The sequence below is a fragment of the Blautia ammoniilytica genome, assembly GCF_025566965.1.
In the GTDB taxonomy this organism is placed as follows: Bacteria; Bacillota; Clostridia; order Lachnospirales; family Lachnospiraceae; genus Blautia_A; species Blautia_A ammoniilytica.
The window spans coordinates 18,247-39,176 of sequence record NZ_JAOQJL010000028.1; the positions used below are offsets into that span (position 1 = coordinate 18,247).

The following is a 20,930-nucleotide window of genomic DNA, read 5'->3' on the forward strand; positions in this document are numbered from 1 at the left end:
TTAAATAAAAGAAGAAATCCGAAGTAATCGCCGTAGGGGGTGTGAAAATGTGAATAACTTCATAAAAGCCCCAAAATCAAAGGGTTTAAGCATTGGATAACTTCGTGTAAAATTCAGGGTTAGGTGTGTGAATAACTTGTGTAAAACAAATGTGGAAAAAAACGGGTAAAAAAACCACTTAAGTTTTCCACATTAAACCACATACTATACACCGGGTGTGTGGATAAGCGATGTTAATTTTGTGGATTAATCTTTTTCTTTAAGATGTCAATGGTATTGTTAAGATTACTGTCTGTAATTATTTCCTTTTCCATCTTTTCGATACCATGCATAATAGTGGTATGGTCACGGTTTCCAAGGGATTTACCAATGCTTTTTAATGGTGTGGAAGTAAGTTCACGGCAAAGGTACATTGCTACCTGTCTTGGAATCACGATTTTGGAGCTTCGCTTATTGCCGCAAAGATCAGCGGTTGTTACATTATAATGTTCTGCAACAATGGAAATAATATATTCAGGAGTTATAACTCTCTTTTCATCAGGTGAAATAATATCCTTTAATGCCTGTTCAGCCAGTTCTAAGGTAACATCTTTTTGTTCCAGCTTTGCGGAAGCCATTACTTTATTAAAGGCGCCTTCCAGCTCACGGATATTAGATTTGATATTATTGGCAATGTATTTGATAACTTCTTCATTAATATTATAGCCGTCCATTTCTTCTTTTTTGTGAAGGATGGCCATACGTGTTTCGTAATCTGGCAGGGTGATATCTGCGATCAGCCCCCATTCAAACCTGGAACGGAATCGTTCTTCCAGGATCTCCATATCTTTTGGCGGTTTATCTGAGGAGATGATGATCTGCTTTTTGGCGCTGTGCAGGCTGTTAAAAGTATGGAAAAATTCTTCCTGGGTGGATTCTTTACCTATAATAAACTGAATATCATCAACCAGAAGAACATCAATATTACGGTATTTTTCACGGAATTTGGTCATGGCAGAATTATTTCCATTACGGATCGTCTCGATCAGTTCGTTGGTAAATTCTTCACTGGTAACATAAAGTACCTTACTTTTTTCGTTATGTTCAATAATAAAGTGGGCAATAGAATGCATCAGATGGGTCTTTCCAAGTCCGGCACCGCCGTAGATGAAAAGCGGATTATATGCTTCTCCCGGTGATTCTGCAACTGCAAGGGCTGCAGCCTGTGCAAATTTGTTGTTGCTGCCTACGATAAAGGTATCAAATGTATATTTGGGATTTAAATGTGCTTCTTCGCAACGGATATCCTGCGCTGTATGGCTGTTGCCAGAAGAAACTGTTTTTTTGGCTGGTACGTCTTCGGGAAGGATAAAACGCACATCACAGTTGTCCATGCCTGCAACTTCACTGATGGTTACCTGCAGAGGAAGCTTATATTTCTTTGTAATATAAGAAAGCCCTACCTGCTCAGAGGGCACGATGATGGTGACTACATTACCATTTACTTCATATACTTTAAGGGGTTTCAGCCATGTATTAAAGGAAACCTCAGAAAGATCATGTTCTGTTTTTACTATATTAAGGATTTCATCCCATTTTTCGATTACTGTGTTCATTTTTTCCTCCCGTGGTGCATTGATAAAAGGACATAAATATCCTTTTATATATTATAATAAATTTCCTGGTTTCGCAATGAGAAAATAGGGCAGTAATGGAAAATAAATGGTGGGTAATGAGAAGAATAATGTGGATTAGGTGGGTTGTTATCCACATTTTAGCTGTGGATTAGTGTGGATAACAGTGGAAATAACCACACAGGTTTCCATAAAATCCGAAATAGCGACAAAATGGTTTAAAATAATGTGTATAAGTTTATCCACTGTCCACCACTTGAAAAAAATGGCTTTTTAGCAAAAGGTGTGTATAAATATGTCGAAAAAAGTGGATAGTTTTATAGATTATTGACAAGTTATCCACAAGTTATCCACAAATTGTGGATAATATTACGTAAACCATTTAAACTATCCACTATTTCCCAAAATGGCAAAAAAAATGAGACGAAAAAAAGCCGGAAAATTCCCATTTTATGCTTGACGTATCAGGTTTTTATGAATATAATTGAAATGATGTTCTGATTAGGATAGATAATTAAAATGATAAATAGATAAAGGAGGTGCTTTACCTATGAAAATGACATTTCAGCCGAAAAAAGGATCAAGAGCAAAGGTTCACGGATTCCGTGCACGTATGAGTACAAAAGGCGGACGTAAAGTTCTGGCTGCCAGAAGATTAAAAGGAAGAAAGCGCTTATCTGCTTAAGCAGGACAGCTGTCAGCAGCCAATTTTATATGCTGGAGCAATAAGAATGCTTGACCCGTTAAGACCGCAGATATGTGGTCTTTTCTTCTATAAAGAATTAAAAAGGAGGATTAGATGCAATACTCAGACTCCTTAAAGAAAAATCAGGATTTTCAGAAAGTATACCGAAAAGGAACATCACAGGCAAACAGGTATCTGGTGATGTACGTGCTGAAGAATGGGCACATGGAGAATCGTCTGGGAATATCAGTAAGTAAAAAAGTAGGGAATAGTGTGGTACGCCACAGAATCACCAGATTGATCAGAGAGAGTTATCGCCTGAATGAAACATTATTTGAAAGAGGTTTGGATATAGTAGTTGTTGCCAGAACCGGGGCAAAGGGAAGGTCTTATCAGGAAATCGAAAGCGCCCTTTTGCATCTGGGGCAGCGGCATAAATGCTGTGGAGGAAAGCCATGATCAAAAAATGGATGATTAAGATGATTCGTCTCTATCAGAAATACTTGTCACCAATGAAGAGAACAAAATGTCCTTATATTCCCACATGTTCTCAATATGGTTTGGAAGCAATCGAAAAGTACGGTGCATGGAAAGGCGGCCTTCTTGCTTTGTGGAGGATATTAAGATGTAATCCTTTTTCACATGGAGGCTACGATCCTGTACCATAAGGTATTTTACCTAAGCAGTACGAAATCTAGGAGGAGAAAACCTTGGATATTATTTTAGCCACAAAGAGTACTACTCCGATCATTGGCCAGCTGGCAACTCTGATGGGATGGATCATGAATGGCATCTACAAGATGTTTGATAGTCTGTTCGGTATTCAGAACCTGGGTCTTTGTATCATTATTTTCAGTATCGTTATTTTTTTGTTTATGACCCCGCTGCAGGTTAAGCAGCAGAAATTTTCCAAGCTGAGTGCGGTTATGCAGCCTGAGCTTCAGAAGATTCAGAAGAAGTATCAGGGTAAGAGAGATCAGGTTTCCGCACAAAAGATGCAGGAAGAAACACAGGCTGTTTACCAGAAATACGGCGTTTCTCCTACAGGAAGCTGTGTGCAGTTGTTGATCCAGTTTCCTGTATTGATGGCTTTATGGCAGGTTATCTATAAGATTCCTGCATATGTAAGCAGTGTTGGTGAAGTATTTACAGATGTTGTGACAAAGATCGTTTCCGTAAACGGATATACAGATCTGCTTCAGACCTTTATCAAGGATCACAACATGTCAAGGGTATCCCTTGTTTTAGATGGAACAAAGGCTACAAGCAACTCAATCATTGATTTCCTGTATGCACTTTCCCCATCTCAGTGGAAGGAACTTTCTTCCATGAGCCAGTTTTCAGGATTTTCCAAGGAGATTAATGGAGCAGCCAGCGAGATTTCCAAGATGCAGAGCTTTTGCGGGCTGAATATTGCAGACCAGCCTCTTACCTATATTAAGGCTGCATTTACAGGTGGTGCTATCATCCTTGCTATTGTAGCAATCATGATCCCGGTTCTTGCATGGGCAACACAGGTACTCAATTATAAGCTGATGCCTCAGGCAGCAGTAACAAATGACAGCAATTCTACCATGAATGCATCCATGAAGACCATGAATACAGTAATGCCCCTGATGTCTGCTGTATTCTGTTTCACATTCCCGGTAGGTCTTGGTATTTACTGGATTGCCAGTGCAGTGGTACGAAGCGTACAGCAGGTAGTGATCAATCGTATTCTGAATAAGATTGATATTAATGACCTGATTAATGAAAACATGAAAAAAATGGAAAAGAAGCGTGCAAAACAGGGGCTTCCGCCACAGAAGATCACAAATCAGGCAAATCAAAATACAAAGAACATTAATACAACAAAGATTGATAAGGGAAATGGCGGCGGCAATGCTGCTGAGAAAACAAAAAAACTTGAGGAATCCTACCAGAAGGCAAGAAACGCAAAGCCAGGCAGTATTACTGCAAAGGCCAATATGGTAAGGGATTTTGATGAGAGAAACAAGAAAAAATAAGAACAACAATAAGGAACGGAGGGGCTATGATGGAGGATTACGTTCAGTTTTCCGCAAAAACTAAAAGTGAAGCAATCACAAAAGCCTGTATAGAGCTTGGTACATCCAGTGACCAGCTTGATATTCAGGTTGTAAGCGAAGGCAGCTCTGGATTTTTTGGCATCGGCAGTAAGCCTGCAATTATTAAAGTACGTAAGATCGAAACCGTTTCTGATGAGGAAGAGATCAAGGAAATCGTTGATACTGTAAAAGTGGAAGCGATCAAAGAAGATGAAAACCGCAAAAAGGCTCCGAAGCCAGTGAAGAAACAGGCACCCAGACAGGAAGAAAAGAAAGAGCCAAAGAAAGCGGATCTTGCAAAAGAACCAAAGGAAAAGCCAGTTAAGCCGGCAAAAGAGAAAACTTATAAAGAACGTCCGGTTAAAGAAAGACAGCCAAAAGAAACAGAAGGCACAGTAAAAGAACGTCAGCCGAAGGAAAGACCGGTAAAGCCGTCTAAGCCTGTAGAAGTGATCACAGATCCACAGGAGATCAAAGAGATCGAAGAGAGAGCAATTGTTTTCCTGAAGGATGTGTTTGCATCCATGGATCTTGGAGAAGTAGAGATCACATCCAAGTACGACACAACTGACGGATGTCTGGAGGTGGATTTTGAAGGCGAAGATATGGGTATCCTGATCGGAAAAAGAGGACAGACTCTGGATTCCCTTCAGTATCTTACCAGCCTTGTGGTAAATAAAGGCAAGAGTAATTATATTCGTGTAAAGCTTGATACAGAGGACTATCGCCGTCGTCGTAAAGAGACACTGGAGAACCTGGCAAGAGGGATTGCCTACAAGGTTAAGAAGACCAGGAAGCCGGTAGTTTTAGAGCCGATGAATCCATATGAGAGAAGGATCATCCATTCCTCTCTGCAGGGAAACAAGTATGTGGAGACCATCAGCGAGGGCGAAGAGCCATATCGTCATGTAGTTGTAAGACTGAAAAGGTACTAAGATTACAGGATGGAAAATCTGGACGCAGATATAGCCTCCAGCAGGATTGCAGAGGTGCGCAGGAGAAGTATGTCATGCAATTGCATGACGCGCACCTCGCAGCAAGAATGCCGAGGCATTCTTGAATTTATTTGTTTTGCGAAAGCTCAGAAAACAGATATAAGAATATCTGTTTTCCGAAAATCCAGTTGAATATGAAACTGAAAAGATGTTATTCTAGGTGAAAGATAGAAAAGCAGCTTTGTTATTCGGGATATATTCCAGCATAGCAAGGTGCACCTGGAGTAACATTTTTTTATTGAAAAAACAAGAGGAGAATGAAAATGGAAAAAACCATCGCTGCAATTTCTACAGCTGTCAGTGTATCCGGCATTGGGATCGTCCGTATCAGTGGAGAAGAATCCATGGATGTGATCAGTCGGATTTACAGATCCAAAGGCGGGAAAAAGGATATCCGTAAAGCGGCATCTCATACTATTCATTATGGATATATTTATGATGGAGAGGAATTGGTAGATGAGGTTCTGGTAATGATCATGAAGGCACCTCGCACTTTTACAGGAGAGGATACTGTAGAGATCGATTGCCATGGCGGTGTGTATGCCATGAACAGGGTACTGGAAACAGTTTTGAAAAACGGAGCTAAGATTGCAGAGCCAGGTGAATTTACAAAACGGGCATTCTTAAACGGAAGGCTGGATCTGTCCCAGGCTGAGGCAGTGATGGATGTGATCCAGGCAAAGAATCAGTCAGCTTTGAACTGTTCTATGAGCCAGCTGAAGGGTTCTGTAAAAAAAGTGATCACACAGATCCGTAGTGAGCTGATCTACCATATTGCATATATTGAATCTGCACTGGACGATCCGGAACATATCAGTTTGGATGGATATCCGGAGCAGCTCCTTAAAGTAGTAAAAATACAGGAAAAGAAGATGGATCATCTGATTGCAACAGCTTCAGATGGAAAAATGATCCGTGAGGGTATCCGCACAGTGATCCTTGGTAAGCCAAATGCAGGAAAATCTTCCATGCTGAATCTTCTGACAGGGGAAAACAGGGCTATTGTTACAGACATTGCAGGAACTACCAGAGATGTGCTTGAGGAGTATATTAATCTTCATGGGATCACCCTGAAAATGGCAGATACTGCAGGAATACGGCAGACAGAGGATGTGGTTGAAAAGATTGGCGTAGGGAAGGCAAAGGAGCTGGCAAAGGACGCAGATCTGATCCTGTATGTGGTAGATTCGTCTACGCCTCTTGATGAAAATGATCATGAGATCATGAAGATGCTGGAAGGAAAAAAAGCCATTGTGCTTTATAATAAAACAGATCTGGATCCGGCTGTTACAACAGAAGATATTCGGGCACTGGTTTCACATCCTGTAATTCCGGTTTCGGCTAAAGAAGAGACTGGGATAGGAGAACTGGAAGAACAGATCCGGAAGCTTTTCTTTCAAGGGGAAATCACTTTTAATGACCAGGTTTATATTACAAATGCAAGGCATAAGGAAGCCCTTACAGATGCATTGGCAAGCTTGAAAATGGTGGAACAAAGTATTATTGATGATATGCCTGAAGACTTCTTTTCCATAGATCTTATGAGCGCTTATGAGAGCCTTGGAAGGATCATAGGGGAGTCGGTAGGCGAAGATCTGGTAAATGAGATATTCAGTAAATTCTGTATGGGAAAATAGGTAAAAGGAGCAGACAGCAAATGAAAAGAATAGAAGAAGATTTTGATATTGTTGTTGTAGGTGCAGGGCATGCAGGCTGTGAGGCAGCACTGGCAGGGGCACGCCTTGGACTTAATACCATTATGTTTACAGTCAGTGTGGAAAGTATTGCGCTTATGCCCTGTAATCCTAATATCGGCGGCAGTTCCAAGGGACATCTGGTAAGAGAATTGGATGCACTTGGCGGCGAAATGGGGAAGAATATTGACAAAACATTTATACAGTCAAAGATGCTGAATTGTTCCAAAGGACCGGCCGTTCATTCCCTTCGTGCCCAGGCAGACAAGCAGGCTTATAGCAATGAAATGCGTAAAACACTGGAAAATCAGGAGAACCTTACCATTCGTCAGGGCGAGGTGACAAAGCTGCTGGTACAGGATGGCAGGATCACAGGTGTGGAAACATATTCAGGCGCTATTTATCATTGTAAAGCAGTAGTTCTTTGTACAGGCACTTATCTGAAGGCAAGGTGTATTTATGGGGATATAAGCAATTATACAGGACCTAACGGCCTTCAGGCAGCTAATTATCTTACCGATTCCCTGAAGGAGCTGGGAATTGAAATGTTCCGTTTTAAAACCGGTACACCGGCCAGAATCGCAGGAAATACCATTGATTACAGCAAGATGGAAGAACAGTTCGGAGACGAAAAAGTAGTGCCGTTTTCCTTTTCTACTGATCCGGAAGATGTACAGATCCCTCAGAAATCCTGCTGGCTCACCTACACCAATGAAGAGACACATAAGATCATCCGGGATAATCTGGATCGATCTCCTCTTTACTCCGGAATGATCCACGGAACAGGTCCCAGATACTGTCCTTCTATTGAGGATAAGGTAGTACGTTTTGCAGATAAAAAAAGGCATCAGGTGTTTATTGAGCCTGAAGGTGAATATACAAATGAAATGTATATCGGAGGTATGTCCAGCTCCCTGCCTGAGGATGTGCAGAAGGCTATGTACCATACAGTACCTGGTCTGGAGCATGCAAAGATCGTGAAAAATGCATATGCAATTGAGTATGACTGCATTAATCCAAGGCAGCTTTATCCCACTTTGGAATTTAAGAAAATCCAAGGATTGTTCAGTGGAGGACAGTTTAATGGAAGCTCCGGATATGAGGAAGCAGCGGCTCAAGGATTAATAGCAGGAATTAATGCGGCTATGGAGGTAAAAGGCCAGGAACAGCTGATTTTGGACCGCTCAGAGGCATATATCGGAGTGCTGATAGATGACCTGGTAACAAAGGAAAACCATGAACCATACCGTATGATGACAAGTCGTGCAGAATACAGGCTTCTTCTCCGGCAGGATAATGCAGATCTGCGTCTGCGTAAAAAAGGATGGCAGGTAGGGCTTGTGGATGATGTCACTTATCAGAAGATCCTTGTTAAAGAGCAGCAAATTAAAGATGAGATTAAGAGGATCGAAAATGCTACTATTGGAGGAACACCGCAGGTACAGCAGCTTCTGGAAAGCTTAGGAAGCACACCATTAAAATCCGGTACAACACTTGCAGAACTGATCCGCAGACCGGAGCTTTCTTATGATGCGATCCAGTCTATTGATCCGGCAAGACCAAAGCTGTCCAGGGATGTGGAGGAACAGGTAAATATTAATGTGAAATACGACGGATATATCCGTCGTCAGCTGAAGCAGGTGGAGCAGTTTAAGAAGCTGGAAGAAAAGAAGATACCTGCAGATCTGGACTATGAAAAGGTAGGAAGCCTGCGTCTGGAAGCAAAACAAAAACTGGAACTTTACAGGCCTGTATCCATTGGTCAGGCATCCAGAATTTCAGGAGTATCTCCCGCAGATATTTCTGTACTTCTGGTATATTTGTCCCACTGAAACATTCTTAAAATAGTTGGGTGTTTTGCACCCAACATCACATTTATTTAGAAAGAGGAAATCCGGATGAATTATGATCTGACATCATTTGAAAAAGGGCTGGAACAGCTTTCTATTACCCTTTCCGGGGAGCAGAAACAGCAGTTTCTCACCTATTATGAATACCTTGTAGAGAAGAATAAAGTTATGAATCTTACGGCGATTACAGAATATGAAGAAGTGATCACTAAGCATTTTCTTGACAGTCTTGCTGTGGTAAAAACCAGCTGTTTTAAGCCGGAAAAGCTGGCTAGAAAAAGGCTGATAGATATAGGAACAGGAGCCGGTTTTCCAGGAATCCCGCTGAAGATTGCTTTCCCAGAGCTGGAGATCCTTTTGCTGGATTCACTGAATAAAAGAATCAATTTTCTGAATGAGGTAACAGAAATGCTGGGGCTTACAAAGATCAATACTGTGCATGGAAGAGCCGAAGATTATGCAAAACAGAAGGGATACAGGGAGAGTTTTGACTTTTGTGTATCCCGTGCTGTTGCTAATTTAAGTACACTTTCCGAGTATTGTATCCCATTTGTCAAGCAGGGCGGATGCTTTATTTCCTATAAGTCCGGTAGTGTTGACCAGGAGCTTATCCAGGCAGAAAAGGCTGTAAAGATCCTGGGAGGACAAAGAGAAGAGGTGGTGCGTTTTTCCCTTGCAGACACAGATATGGACAGATCCTTTGTGGTGATACGCAAGGCAAAACCAACACCAAAGAAGTATCCAAGAAAGGCTGGACTTCCTTCCAAAGAGCCATTAGGAGCGGTAATACTATCATAAATACCAGATAAAATATCAGATAAAATACTGCGAAAAATAGCACATAAAATACTAGAAAAAATACTGGATAAAACACCTGAAATTTCACATTTGAAACACATAACTATCACACTTTTTTCACACAATCATACAATTTTCCTCACATCTTAAACATAAAATATATGTTAAAGAAGTATCCATGCGGCAAAAATGCTGAGGCATTTTTGCTGTGTGGAAATGTGGCCTATGAGCCGCATTACCATATATGAAAGTCAGCAGTCATCCTGGACTTTCACAGCAAAAAAAGGAGGAGAAGAACTTGATTGAAGTGAATAATCTGGTCAAGCGGTATGGAGATCACAAAGCGGTTGACCATCTCTCTTTTTCTATCGAAAAAGGCAAAATCTACGGTTTTCTAGGACCAAATGGAGCCGGTAAATCTACTACCATGAATATGATCACCGGCTATATTGCTTCCACAGAAGGAAGCGTTGTTATTGATGGGCATGATATTCTGGAGGAGCCTGAGGAAGCGAAAAAATGTATTGGCTATCTTCCGGAGCAGCCACCTCTTTACTTTGACATGACGGTTCTTGAGTACCTGCGGTTTGTCGCTGATCTTAAAAAAATTCCAAGAGCAAAAAAAATGTCCATGATCGAAGAAGTTATGGATATGGTTAAAATAACGGACATGAAACATCGTCTGATCAAGAATCTATCCAAAGGATACAGGCAGAGGGTAGGAATTGCTCAGGCAGTGCTGGGATATCCGGAAGTGATCATTCTGGATGAGCCTACCGTTGGTCTTGACCCGAAACAGATCAATGAGATCCGGGAACTGATCAAAGGTCTTAAAAAGAAGCATACTGTGATTTTAAGTTCACATATTCTGTCAGAGGTCAGTGCGGTATGTGATTATGTTTTGATTATCTCCCACGGGAAGCTGGTTGCCAGTGATACACCGGAGAATTTGGCTAAACTGGCAGCAGGATCTAATAATCTGAATATGCTGATCAAAGGAAATCGCAGTGAAATTCAGAACGCACTTGCTGAAGTGGAAGGAATTAAACAGATAAAACTGGAAAAATCATCTGAAGAAAATATTTGGAATGCATCGCTAACCCTGGATGAAAATAAAGATATAAGAGAAGCGGTATTTTACAGTATGGTTAAAGCTGACTGCCCAATCCTTGAGATGAAAACAAAGAGGGCTTCTCTTGAGGAAGTATTCCTTGAGCTTACCGAAAATGAAAAGCAAGATCAGGCAAAAGATGAAAAAACTGATAAGAAGTCAGAAGCAGCCATTTCAGACGCAGATATGGATACAGATACTGAAACAGATATAGCTGCAGAAAAAGATACAGAAAGCGTTGCAGATGTGGATATAGAAACAAGTGCTGGATCTGTAAACGGACCGGCAGAAAAGGAGGAAAATCCAGATGACAGCCGTTTATAAAAGAGAACTAAAAAGCTATCTGACCTCCATGATCGGATACCTGTTTATATTTTTTATCCTTGTTTTAGCAGGAATTTATTTTTCTGCCTATCAGCTTTCATCCGCTTATCCAAAGTTTGAGTATACTATGAGTGCGCTTACGTTTGTATTTCTTATTAGTGTGCCCATTCTTACTATGCGTGTATTGGCAGAAGAAAGAAAGCAGAAAACAGACCAGCTGCTTCTTACATCCCCTGTGTCTGTTAAAGGCATTGTAATGGGAAAATATCTGGCATTGGTAACTGTTTTTGCAATACCGATGGCAGTGATGTGCACATATCCGCTGATCATGTCAAAGTTTGGAACTATATCCTATAAGGGAGCTTACACAGCGATTCTTGGGTTCTTTCTTCTTGGATGTGCCAATATTGCCATTGGCGTATTCTTTTCATCTATAACAGAAAGCCAGGTGATCGCAGCAGTGCTTACGTTTGTATTTCTGTTTGCATTTTATATGATGAGTGGGATTTCCTCATTCTTTTCACAGACAGCACTTTCTACATGTATTGCATTTGGTTGCCTGATTCTTGCGTTTTGTATCATTATTTATACTATGATTAAGAATACAATAATATCAGCAGTCATCTGTATCTGCGGAGAAGCCGCACTTGTCGTCACATATATAGTGAAGTCCAGTATTTTTGAAGGCGGGATTCAAAAGATTCTGGAAGTGTTTAACCTGAGTGCACATTACGAGAACTTTACGAATAATATTTTGGATGTAACAGGAATTGTATATTTTATTTCTGTAATTGCAATCTGTATATTCCTTACTGTCCAGTCAATCGTGAAGAGACGCTGGAATTAAGGAGGTGGAGAAATGAAATTGTTAGGAAAAAATATAAACAAACAGACAAAAAAAGAATCTAAGGAAAAGATGCCGCTTAATAAGAAATATCTGCGGAACGGCTCTTACAGTACGCTGTTGATCGTGATTTTTGTGGCAATCGTGGTAGTGATCAACATGATCGTAGGAAAACTGCCATCCAAGTATACGCAGATTGATATTAGTGATCAGCAGCTGTACAGTATTGGTGATGAGACAAAGAAAGTCCTGAATAATCTGGACAAGGATGTTACCATCTATCAGATTGCTCAAAGTGGTTCTGAAGACGAAACTATCAGTAATCTGCTTCAGAAATATGCAGATGAGTCCAAACATGTGAAGGTTGAATTGAAGGATCCGGTTGTAAGTCCCAAATTTGTTTCTGAATATACCAGTGATCAGGTATCTTCTAATAGTCTGATCGTTGTTTGTGGCGACAGAAATAAAGTAGTGAATTATAATGACATGTACGAATCTACAATGGATTATAATACTTACAGTTACCAAACAACCGGATTTGATGGAGAAGGACAGATCACAAGTGCGATTGCTTATGTAACAACAGAGAATCTTCCTGTTCTTTATACATTGGAAGGACATGGAGAGAAAGAACTGGACAGCACCATAAAAGAAGATATTGAAAAAGCCAATATGGAGATCAAGACTCTGAATTTGATCAGTGAGGGTAGTGTGCCAGATGATGCAGCGTGTCTGCTGATCGATTCCCCATCCAGCGATATTTCTGAGGATGAAAAAACAGCATTGTTGGATTATCTGGAAAATGGGGGAAAAGCAATGGTCTTCTCCGATTATACAGAGAGTACATTGACCAATTTTGCTGCTGTGCTTGAAAACTACGGAGTAAAAGCAGCTGATGGCATTGTTTTTGAGGGAGATAACCAGCATTACGGAATGCAGATGCCATATTATTTGCTTCCTACTGTTAACAGTACAGACGCATCCTCTGAAACAGCCTCTTCCGGATATTATATTATCATGCCTTACGCACAGGGAATCCAGAAGCTTGATGATGTTAGAGATACTGTAACCGTTGAGGATATTCTTACAACATCTGACAGTGCTTATTCAAAAACAAACCTGCAAAGCGAGACGCTGGAAAAGGAAGACGGAGATGTAGAAGGACCGTTTGCTCTTGGTGTAAGCATAAAAGAAGATGTGGGAGATGGAAAAAAGACTCAAATAATCTACTATTCTTCTTCCTATATTATGGATTCGCAAATGAATCAGCTGGTTTCCGGAGGAAATGAGAAGCTTGTAACAGAAAGCCTTAACTCTATGGTATCTACAGAGGAAACAACCACTGTTTCTATTCCGTCCAAGAGCCTGGAAGTATCATATCTGACAATATCTGATTATGATGCAAGTTTCTGGAAGATTTGTACAATTGGTTTGATCCCTGGTATCTTTTTAGTGGCAGGTTTTGTGATCTGGTTTAAGAGGAGAAAAGCCTGATGAAGAAAAAATCAATGAATCTGATAACTGCAGTTGCAGTATTAGTCGTTTTAAGCGGTGTATATGTAGGTGTTAAGACATATGTGGCCAAACAGGAAGAAAAAGAAAATGCAGAAGAGGAAGAGGAGAAAACCCAGGTTTTCTCCATTTCCTCTGAGGATGTTCATTCAATCAAATTTGTGATTGATAAGAAAGAAGTTACTTTTGAAAAAAATAATGATGAATGGGTTAAAAGCGATGAAAGGGACTTTCCGGTAGATCAGGATAAACTGATTGAGGCCATAGGAAGTCTGAATAATGTTGAAGCGGATCGTGTTCTGGACAATGTTACAGATACTACGGAGTATGGCTTAGATGATCCTACAAATACTATTACGATAACTGATAAAGATGGTAAAGAGACAGTACTGCATGTGGGAATGGAAAATGCATCTACAAGTCAGTATTATGTAGAAAATGGTGAAGATGAGTCAAAAATTTATGTTGTAGCAGATTCAGTATTCCAGCCATTTATGAAGACCTTGTATGATTATGCAAAAGCTGGAACATTCCCTGTTATAGATTCTTCAACGGTCAGCAATGTTACAGTTGATGAAAATGATGATAGTTACACTTTGACCAAAGATAATAATACTGGGCTTTGGAATATCAAGGATCAGGACGGGGCCGAGAAAGCAGACTCCGCAAAAGTCAGCAGTCTTACTTCATCGATTGCAAGCATTGCTTATGGATCATTTGTAAATTACAATTGTAAAGATCTTTCAGAGTATGGTCTGGATAAACCTTATGGAACCATTACCATTAATTATCAGGAGGAAGTGGAGGAGAAAAGTGATCCTACAGAAGATGGAGATGCATCTGAAGAAAATTCCACAGATGAGCAGGACACTACAGAAGACAAGAAAGATATCTCTACTATGGATTCTACAGAAGATAAGGATGATGCCTCTGCTGTAGATTCTACAGAAGAAGATACCTCCGCTACGGATTCTACAGAGGAAGATACCTCTGTTACGGATTCATCAGATACTCAGACTAGAATGGTGAATCGTGAGATGACAATTCTTGTAGGTGATCAGTCTGATGATGACGGAAGATATGTAATGGTAAATAACAGTAAAGAAATATACACTATCTCAAATGATACATTATCTGTATTCCTTGGAAAAACAAAAGAAGATTTCTGGGATATGACAGTAAGCTATCTTTCTGTAAACAATCTTGAAAGCTTGCAGGCAGAATATCAGGGAGAGACGCATGTAATTGATGTTTCACGTGAAACATCTGAGGATAATAGTGGTGATGATTCTTCCACAACAAGTACTACAACCTTAAGCTATCAGCTGGATGGAACAGAAATGGATGACAGCACTCCATTTACTACATTTTATAATAAGCTGATTAATATGACCGGACAGAAACGACTGACGGAAAAATATGAAAATAACAATAAATCAGATTTTGATGTAGAATTAGAAGATGTAGACGGTGAAAAGACAAAGATTGACTATTATCAATATGATACCAATTTTTATGCAGCTGTTGTTGGTCAGAAGGTGTATTTGGTAAATAAGATGACAGTAAAAGAATTGATTGATAGTTATAAAACTCTTGTAGGACAAACAGATTCTGAATCATCTGATGAAAATTCGGATTTGGTAAGTGAAGAGAATGCTACTGATGAAGATTCTAATTCAGCAGATAATACTGATAATACAAATGGTGTAGATGTAGATTAGGCGACTGAAAAACGAATGATATAGTTTTGAAATTTTCAAGACATATAAAATTTATCAGAAATCTTTGGCTTGTCAAGTAATCTGGAGTTTATCTTATCCTTGGTTTGATAAGTGCTATTATAATGATGATAGGGTAAAAGCCCCAAATTATGATATCTACGAATTACTTTGTGCTATGCTATCCCATGGAGTATTTCTTATTACTCATCACTTATAGAAGTGGGGCCTTCTCATCTGAGTTAAAAAGTGATAAAAGTGACGGTGATATTTTTAACATCCAAAATTGGGTTTGAAGTCCGATATTTGGAGTGTTGTGATTTATCACCGTCACTTTTAGTTGTAATGGGAATCTTACAGAGTAATATCACTAGTACATATAAATTGCTTCGCAAGGATGTGCTGGTATAGTGAATATTAAGCAACCACCATATTGACTTGCCTTATTTTCCGTATGTTGTGTTGTCGGCAGTCGCTGTAGTCACCACTACGCCTCCACCCTCCACCTTGCATATGAGAAAATCATTCTGCGTCAATATAGTAGATATTTAATTTTCACTGTATTAGATACAAGTGAAATATGTTTACTGAAAAATGCCACTACTGGCATGAAAAAGTACTAAGTCCCTCGAGAAATTGAGGGACTTAGTAGGAGTGAAACCAATTTGTTTGTTATTTGAAATTGTAATTTAACGGATATTTGCAATCCGCTTTGTTACTTGTCATAACCGAATCACTATTCCGCAGTTATGTTGTTAAAATCCAGAATATATGCAAATCTAGATTATTGAATTAGATAATCAGAAACAGCATTTAAAAATCCTGGTACATTTTCCATGTGTGGAAAATGCTTGCTTTTTTCTATAACGGATGTTTCTATAGACTGATTTAACTGCATATATTCATCAACAATAGCTTCTCTTTTATATTCAGCTTCGCCTGTTAGAATATATATGCTATTATCCATTTCCTGAATACTTTTGCTAATGTCGATATTCATGTATTTGGATTTTTGACTGGAATACATGTATTTGGCATAATAGCCACCTTTATGAGCTGATTCATAGTAAGCATCAATTGTTCGATCATCTACATGGAACGGATTGAAATAGAGATTATCAATAAACAAATTACTAATTGTTTCACGTGAAACAATCATATGATATATTAATGTTCCAAAAACGGGGAATTCAATTAAATATTTGAATAATTTATTCTTTTCAGAAGGATATTGCTTTAAGGAATTGATGCTAGGTGGATTCACAAATATAATTTTATTGAAACAGGTATTGTCATAACGGCAAGCCATTGTAATAAAAGAACATGAAAAACCACAAGCAATTACATCTGTTTTTTCTTTAATTACATTCTTAGTAAAATCACAAAGCAACTGTACAAATAAAAAATTAGTATATGTGATTCCAGGCTTATCAGAACGACCACAACCTAAAAGATCAATGGTATATACAGTATGCTCTTCTGCAAGACGATCAGCAGTTAATGACCATTCATATCCTGAAGAACCTGTTATTGTGTCATGAATCAATAATATTGGACTTCCAGATCCTCTTTTTGTATAAAAAACCTTTCCAAATCTCCAATCATAATATTGGTTTTCAGTTGCTGGAAGCAAATTCTTAATTTGGGAGGATGCAGCAATACAGCGGTTTGCTACATGGATAATTCCGGCAGCAATTGTAGTCAGAGCTGCAAGAGTAATAATTTTTCGGTTATGTTCTTTCATTACAATCCCTCCTGATGATTAAAAAATTCTCATTAAAAATTATTATAATAATCTAAATTAATTCAAATAGCAAAAACTTACGGAGCATGAATATACGGACTGTTTTGTAATATGCATACCCAAAAGTCTTCTTGTTATATTGGATGCGAGGTGACGACCACTATTACAAGAAGTGAGCGTCAAATTACTTTTGGTGATGGTATTTGCTTTGTATGTCTCGGAATTTTGGCAAAATACATGTCAAAAATTTTACGGGTTATTATCTTCTGAATAGCTGCCATTTTTCTTTGTAACTATGAAAATACTTTTTAGTTACATTATAGTTCATATTATAAGCCAATTTTGGTGAATTTACAATGTTAAGTTTCCTATTAGGATGTAACATAAAACATTTTTGTTATTCATATCAATTATTTACCGGTACATTGTTTTACAAATAACTGGTCTTATTTTCTCACTGCGGCATATACATATCCAATACTTGAGTTAAAGCCAACTACATCAATAATTTTTTCTTTTGCTGAATAAAAATTATCTTGCATTATTTGATTAATTATCGTTCAGTACGCTTTACTAAATTCATTCTGGATTTTTGTTGAAGCTTTGAAATGTATAGGACAGATTCATTAAGATTCATTTCTTTCATGAATGATGTCTGTTACTTTGGTTATAAATAATTCTGAGTAAGATATGCGTATTCATTAAGTAATTCTGATTGAGATATGCGTATTCATTAAAGGATTCAAATCATGAGGTTCGTATTTGTTCAAACCCACATTCGCAATCTGTTTCACTGTTTGTTCATAACAAAATAACTGCTCCACAATATATCAGAAGGAACGGCACTCTTTCTGATATTATCAAGTCCGCAAGCTCCTATCCATTGCTTATTGTTTTCTACAATTGAAATAGGTGACTTATGTGATTTGGCTATATCAGCTGGGAGATGACTCCCACCTCTATAGGTGGTGAGAAACAAGCTGGTATCAGTGGTGGGAGTCAATCCCCCAACTGATATAGCCTCCGGCAGGATTGCAGAGGCGCGCAGGAGAAGTATGTCATGCAATTGCATGACGCGCACCTCGCAGCAAGAATGCCGAGGCATTCTTGAATTATTTTGACTTTTTACAAATTATCATATTACACAAGTTTATTGACAAATAAAACATCTTTTTCTATGTTTCACGTGAAACATTATGTAGCATGAAAAAAATAAAAGTGTTATAATTTATTAGAAAAGAATCAGATTCAGAAAGAACAAAAAGAGCAGTCTGGAAAAAGATTAAAACTGTCTTGAATATGAACTTGACGTTTTGATTTTATAATTATATTGACGTGCGCCAAGGTCTTTCATCTACTTATGAGCAAACTCATGTGGAGTTAGACTTGTACTAGTATCATGATATATAGTTGCTGAGTTCAAAAATTCATGATAACATAAGTACAACAGTTTATGTGAACATATATATTTGCAGATTGAACTGTAATGTAAGTCAAAAAATTAATTCTTGATTTTGGTATCAAAAGGAAATAGGGGAGTTTAAATAGAAGTAACACAAGAAGGAGGAAGAGCATTGGGGAGAATTATAGCTGTTGCCAACCAAAAAGGTGGCGTAGGCAAGTCTACAACAGCAATTAACCTTTCAGCGTGTCTTGCTGAACGGGGAAAAAAGGTTCTTACAATAGACATTGATCCGCAGGGAAATACTACCAGTGGATTAGGTGTTGATAAAAACTCAACAGAGAATACTTTGTATGAACTTCTGTTAAATGAAGCAGAAATAGAAAATACAATTGTGGAAGATGTGGTACAGAACGTGGATCTGATACCATCAAATATTAATCTTTCGGGTGCAGAAATAGAACTGGTTGGTATTGATGAAAAAGAGTATATATTAAAAAAGATTATAGATAAAGTAAGAGATAATTATGATTATATTATCATGGATTGTCCCCCTTCATTGAATATGCTTACAATCAATGCATTGACAGCTGCTACTTCTGTACTGGTACCTATTCAGTGCGAATATTATGCGTTGGAGGGACTGTCACAGCTGATCCATACGATTGAATTGGTAAAAGACAGATTGAATAATTCTCTGGAGATTGAAGGCGTTGTATTTACCATGTATGACGCAAGGACAAATTTGTCGTTACAGGTAGTAGAAAATGTAAAGGATAATCTGGATCAGAATATCTATAAAACTATTATTCCAAGAAATGTCAGACTGGCAGAAGCTCCCAGCTATGGTCAGCCAATTACAATCTATGATTCGAAGTCAGCAGGCGCAGAAAGCTATCGCCTCCTGGCTGAGGAAGTAATCAACAGGGAGGGTGAGTAATGGCGGCAAAGAAGACAGGATTGGGAAGAGGATTAGATGCTTTGTTTCCTGAAAAGAACGGAGAGAAAGTAAAAACAACTGTTAAAAAAGAAAATACTTCAGTAGAAACGACAGAAATATCTGTGAAAAGTAAGGATTCACATGGCGAAGATAACAAGTCTGTGTTAACCGTGAAAATTTCAAAGGTTGAGCCAAATCGAAGTCAACCAAGAAAACAGTTTGATGAAGATGCATTGTTAGAACTTTCAGAGTCCATTAAACAGTACGGAGTTTTGCAACCACTACTAGTATCCAATAAAAAGGACTATTACGAAATCGTTGCAGGCGAAAGAAGATGGAGAGCTGCAAAACTGGCAGGATTAAAAGAAGTGCCGGTAATTATAAAAGAGTTAAGTGACCAGCAGGTTGTGGAAATTTCACTGATTGAGAATATTCAACGGGAAGATTTGAATCCTATTGAAGAAGCTATGGCATATAAGCGTCTAATTGAGGAATTTTCGCTGAAACAGGACGAGATCGCAGAAAGAGTATCAAAGAGCAGGACTGCGGTTACAAATTCAATGAGACTTTTAAAATTGGCTCCCAAAGTGCAGCAAATGCTGATTGATGAAATGATTTCTGCAGGCCATGCCAGGGCAATCCTTGCGATTACAGAACCAGACACACAGTATTCCGTTGCAATGAAGGTATTCGATGAAAAACTTAGTGTTCGGGAGACTGAAAAACTGGTAAAGAAGCTTCTTGAGCCTGCAAAAGAAAGAAAGGGAAATGTAGGCAGTACTACAGAGGATGTGATCTATGAAAGTCTGGAAGAAAAAATGAAAGGAATCATGGGCACAAAGGTTCATATCCAAAGAAAAAAGAATAATAAAGGAAAAATTGAAATCGAATATTATTCAAGAGATGAGTTGGAAAGAATTATTGAGCTGTTTGAATCTATCAGATAAGGAGAATCTATGAGCAGTATTTTTGACAGCATGGGAATCGATCCAGGAATTATTATCATTATATTGCTGATCCTCACATTAATTCTCCTGGCAAATGTGTTGGGCAGTAAAATGCGTCTCAGTCGATTGGAACGTAAGTACAAAATGTTCATGAAAGGCAGCGATGCCCAATCACTGGAAAAGGTATTTGTGAGAAAATTTAATCAGATTGACCGGCTTTATGAAGCAAAAGAGGATCATGAACATGACATTAGTTTTATTAAGCATAATATGGAAACTATGTTCAGCAAATATGGGATAGAAAAGTACGATGCTTTTGATGATGTAGGTGGAAAATTAAGTTTTGCGCTTGCCTTACTTGACAAAGATAATACAGGTCTTATACTAAATGCAGTGCATAGCCGTGACAATTGTTTCCTGTATTTGAAAGAAATAGTAAAAGGCGAATCATATGTTGTTTTAAGTCAGGAAGAAGTTGAAGCATTGAGAAAAGCTGTTAATTTTGGCCTTGGAAATCTTGAGACTGAGGAGTAAAATAGTGTGGTATCAATGCAGGGTTAGATTGTTGTTATAAAACAATAAAGAAATAAACTTGAAAAGAATGCAAAACGAAAAACAGAAAACAAAGTGACGTTTTCTATACAATAAGATCATGAAAAAAAGAAAGTATACCAAAAGGAATATTAG

At 38.6% G+C, this 20,930-nt stretch carries 17 protein-coding genes; 15 read left to right on the plus strand and 2 right to left on the minus strand.

From position 1 onward, the window contains the following. Positions 1 to 233: 233 nt before the first annotated feature. On the minus strand, positions 234 to 1,595 hold the full coding sequence (gene dnaA / locus OCV61_RS13020) for a chromosomal replication initiator protein DnaA (RefSeq protein ID WP_158422160.1): 1,362 nt from the start codon (positions 1,593 to 1,595) through the stop codon (positions 234 to 236). A 568-nt stretch (positions 1,596 to 2,163) separates the two neighbouring features. Between dnaA and rpmH the strand changes: the two genes are divergently transcribed. From rpmH to OCV61_RS13080, 12 genes are all read left to right on the plus strand, one after another. Then, positions 2,164 to 2,298, plus strand: coding sequence for a 50S ribosomal protein L34 (gene rpmH / locus OCV61_RS13025; RefSeq protein WP_158422161.1), 135 nt, complete (start codon positions 2,164 to 2,166; stop codon positions 2,296 to 2,298). 114 nt (positions 2,299 to 2,412) lie between these two features. Next, positions 2,413 to 2,757 carry a ribonuclease P protein component gene (gene rnpA / locus OCV61_RS13030; protein WP_158422162.1) on the plus strand — a complete coding sequence of 115 codons (345 nt, stop codon included), beginning with the start codon at positions 2,413 to 2,415 and terminating at the stop codon, positions 2,755 to 2,757. Next, complete coding sequence (gene yidD / locus OCV61_RS13035; protein WP_158422163.1) at positions 2,754 to 2,966, plus strand: membrane protein insertion efficiency factor YidD; 213 nt, start codon at positions 2,754 to 2,756, stop codon at positions 2,964 to 2,966. Before rnpA ends, yidD begins: the two co-directional genes overlap by 4 nt. Positions 2,967 to 3,008: 42 nt before the next feature. Continuing rightward, complete coding sequence (locus OCV61_RS13040; RefSeq protein WP_262582973.1) at positions 3,009 to 4,304, plus strand: membrane protein insertase YidC; 1,296 nt, start codon at positions 3,009 to 3,011, stop codon at positions 4,302 to 4,304. Between the two features lie 29 nt (positions 4,305 to 4,333). Next, positions 4,334 to 5,299 carry an RNA-binding cell elongation regulator Jag/EloR gene (gene jag / locus OCV61_RS13045; RefSeq protein WP_158422180.1) on the plus strand — a complete coding sequence of 322 codons (966 nt, stop codon included), beginning with the start codon at positions 4,334 to 4,336 and terminating at the stop codon, positions 5,297 to 5,299. Between the two features lie 323 nt (positions 5,300 to 5,622). Further along, complete coding sequence (gene mnmE, locus OCV61_RS13050; protein WP_158422164.1) at positions 5,623 to 6,996, plus strand: tRNA uridine-5-carboxymethylaminomethyl(34) synthesis GTPase MnmE; 1,374 nt, start codon at positions 5,623 to 5,625, stop codon at positions 6,994 to 6,996. Between the two features lie 20 nt (positions 6,997 to 7,016). Next, entirely contained in the window at positions 7,017 to 8,885 is a 1,869-nt protein-coding gene (gene mnmG, locus OCV61_RS13055) for a tRNA uridine-5-carboxymethylaminomethyl(34) synthesis enzyme MnmG (protein WP_158422165.1), read from the plus strand. A gap of 66 nt (positions 8,886 to 8,951) precedes the next feature. Continuing rightward, entirely contained in the window at positions 8,952 to 9,701 is a 750-nt protein-coding gene (gene rsmG, locus OCV61_RS13060; protein ID WP_158422166.1) for a 16S rRNA (guanine(527)-N(7))-methyltransferase RsmG, read from the plus strand. 298 nt (positions 9,702 to 9,999) lie between these two features. Next, the gene (locus OCV61_RS13065; protein ID WP_158422167.1) at positions 10,000 to 11,136 is read left to right on the plus strand and encodes an ABC transporter ATP-binding protein; all 1,137 of its coding nucleotides are present in this window, start codon (positions 10,000 to 10,002) and stop codon (positions 11,134 to 11,136) included. Then, the gene (locus OCV61_RS13070; protein ID WP_158422168.1) at positions 11,120 to 11,983 is read left to right on the plus strand and encodes an ABC transporter permease; all 864 of its coding nucleotides are present in this window, start codon (positions 11,120 to 11,122) and stop codon (positions 11,981 to 11,983) included. The genes OCV61_RS13065 and OCV61_RS13070 overlap by 17 nt, the downstream gene beginning before the upstream one ends. Positions 11,984 to 11,995: 12 nt before the next feature. Next, positions 11,996 to 13,474: a GldG family protein gene (locus OCV61_RS13075; RefSeq protein WP_158422169.1), complete on the plus strand. Its 1,479-nt coding sequence runs from the start codon at positions 11,996 to 11,998 to the stop codon at positions 13,472 to 13,474. Then, the gene (locus OCV61_RS13080) at positions 13,474 to 15,213 is read left to right on the plus strand and encodes a DUF4340 domain-containing protein (RefSeq protein ID WP_158422170.1); all 1,740 of its coding nucleotides are present in this window, start codon (positions 13,474 to 13,476) and stop codon (positions 15,211 to 15,213) included. The genes OCV61_RS13075 and OCV61_RS13080 overlap by 1 nt, the downstream gene beginning before the upstream one ends. Before the next feature lie 781 nt (positions 15,214 to 15,994). Here the strand turns inward: OCV61_RS13080 and OCV61_RS13085 are convergent. Beyond that, positions 15,995 to 16,954: an alpha/beta fold hydrolase gene (locus tag OCV61_RS13085; protein WP_158422171.1), complete on the minus strand. Its 960-nt coding sequence runs from the start codon at positions 16,952 to 16,954 to the stop codon at positions 15,995 to 15,997. A 1,574-nt stretch (positions 16,955 to 18,528) separates the two neighbouring features. Here OCV61_RS13085 and OCV61_RS13090 point away from each other — a divergent pair. From OCV61_RS13090 to OCV61_RS13100, 3 genes are read left to right on the plus strand one after another with little or no spacing between them, the layout of a single operon-like run. Then, entirely contained in the window at positions 18,529 to 19,296 is a 768-nt protein-coding gene (locus OCV61_RS13090; protein ID WP_158422172.1) for a ParA family protein, read from the plus strand. Further along, on the plus strand, positions 19,296 to 20,243 hold the full coding sequence (locus tag OCV61_RS13095) for a ParB/RepB/Spo0J family partition protein (protein WP_158422173.1): 948 nt from the start codon (positions 19,296 to 19,298) through the stop codon (positions 20,241 to 20,243). The genes OCV61_RS13090 and OCV61_RS13095 overlap by 1 nt, the downstream gene beginning before the upstream one ends. Before the next feature lie 9 nt (positions 20,244 to 20,252). Continuing rightward, on the plus strand, positions 20,253 to 20,777 hold the full coding sequence (locus tag OCV61_RS13100; RefSeq protein ID WP_158422174.1) for a DUF4446 family protein: 525 nt from the start codon (positions 20,253 to 20,255) through the stop codon (positions 20,775 to 20,777). Positions 20,778 to 20,930: the final 153 nt, after the last annotated feature.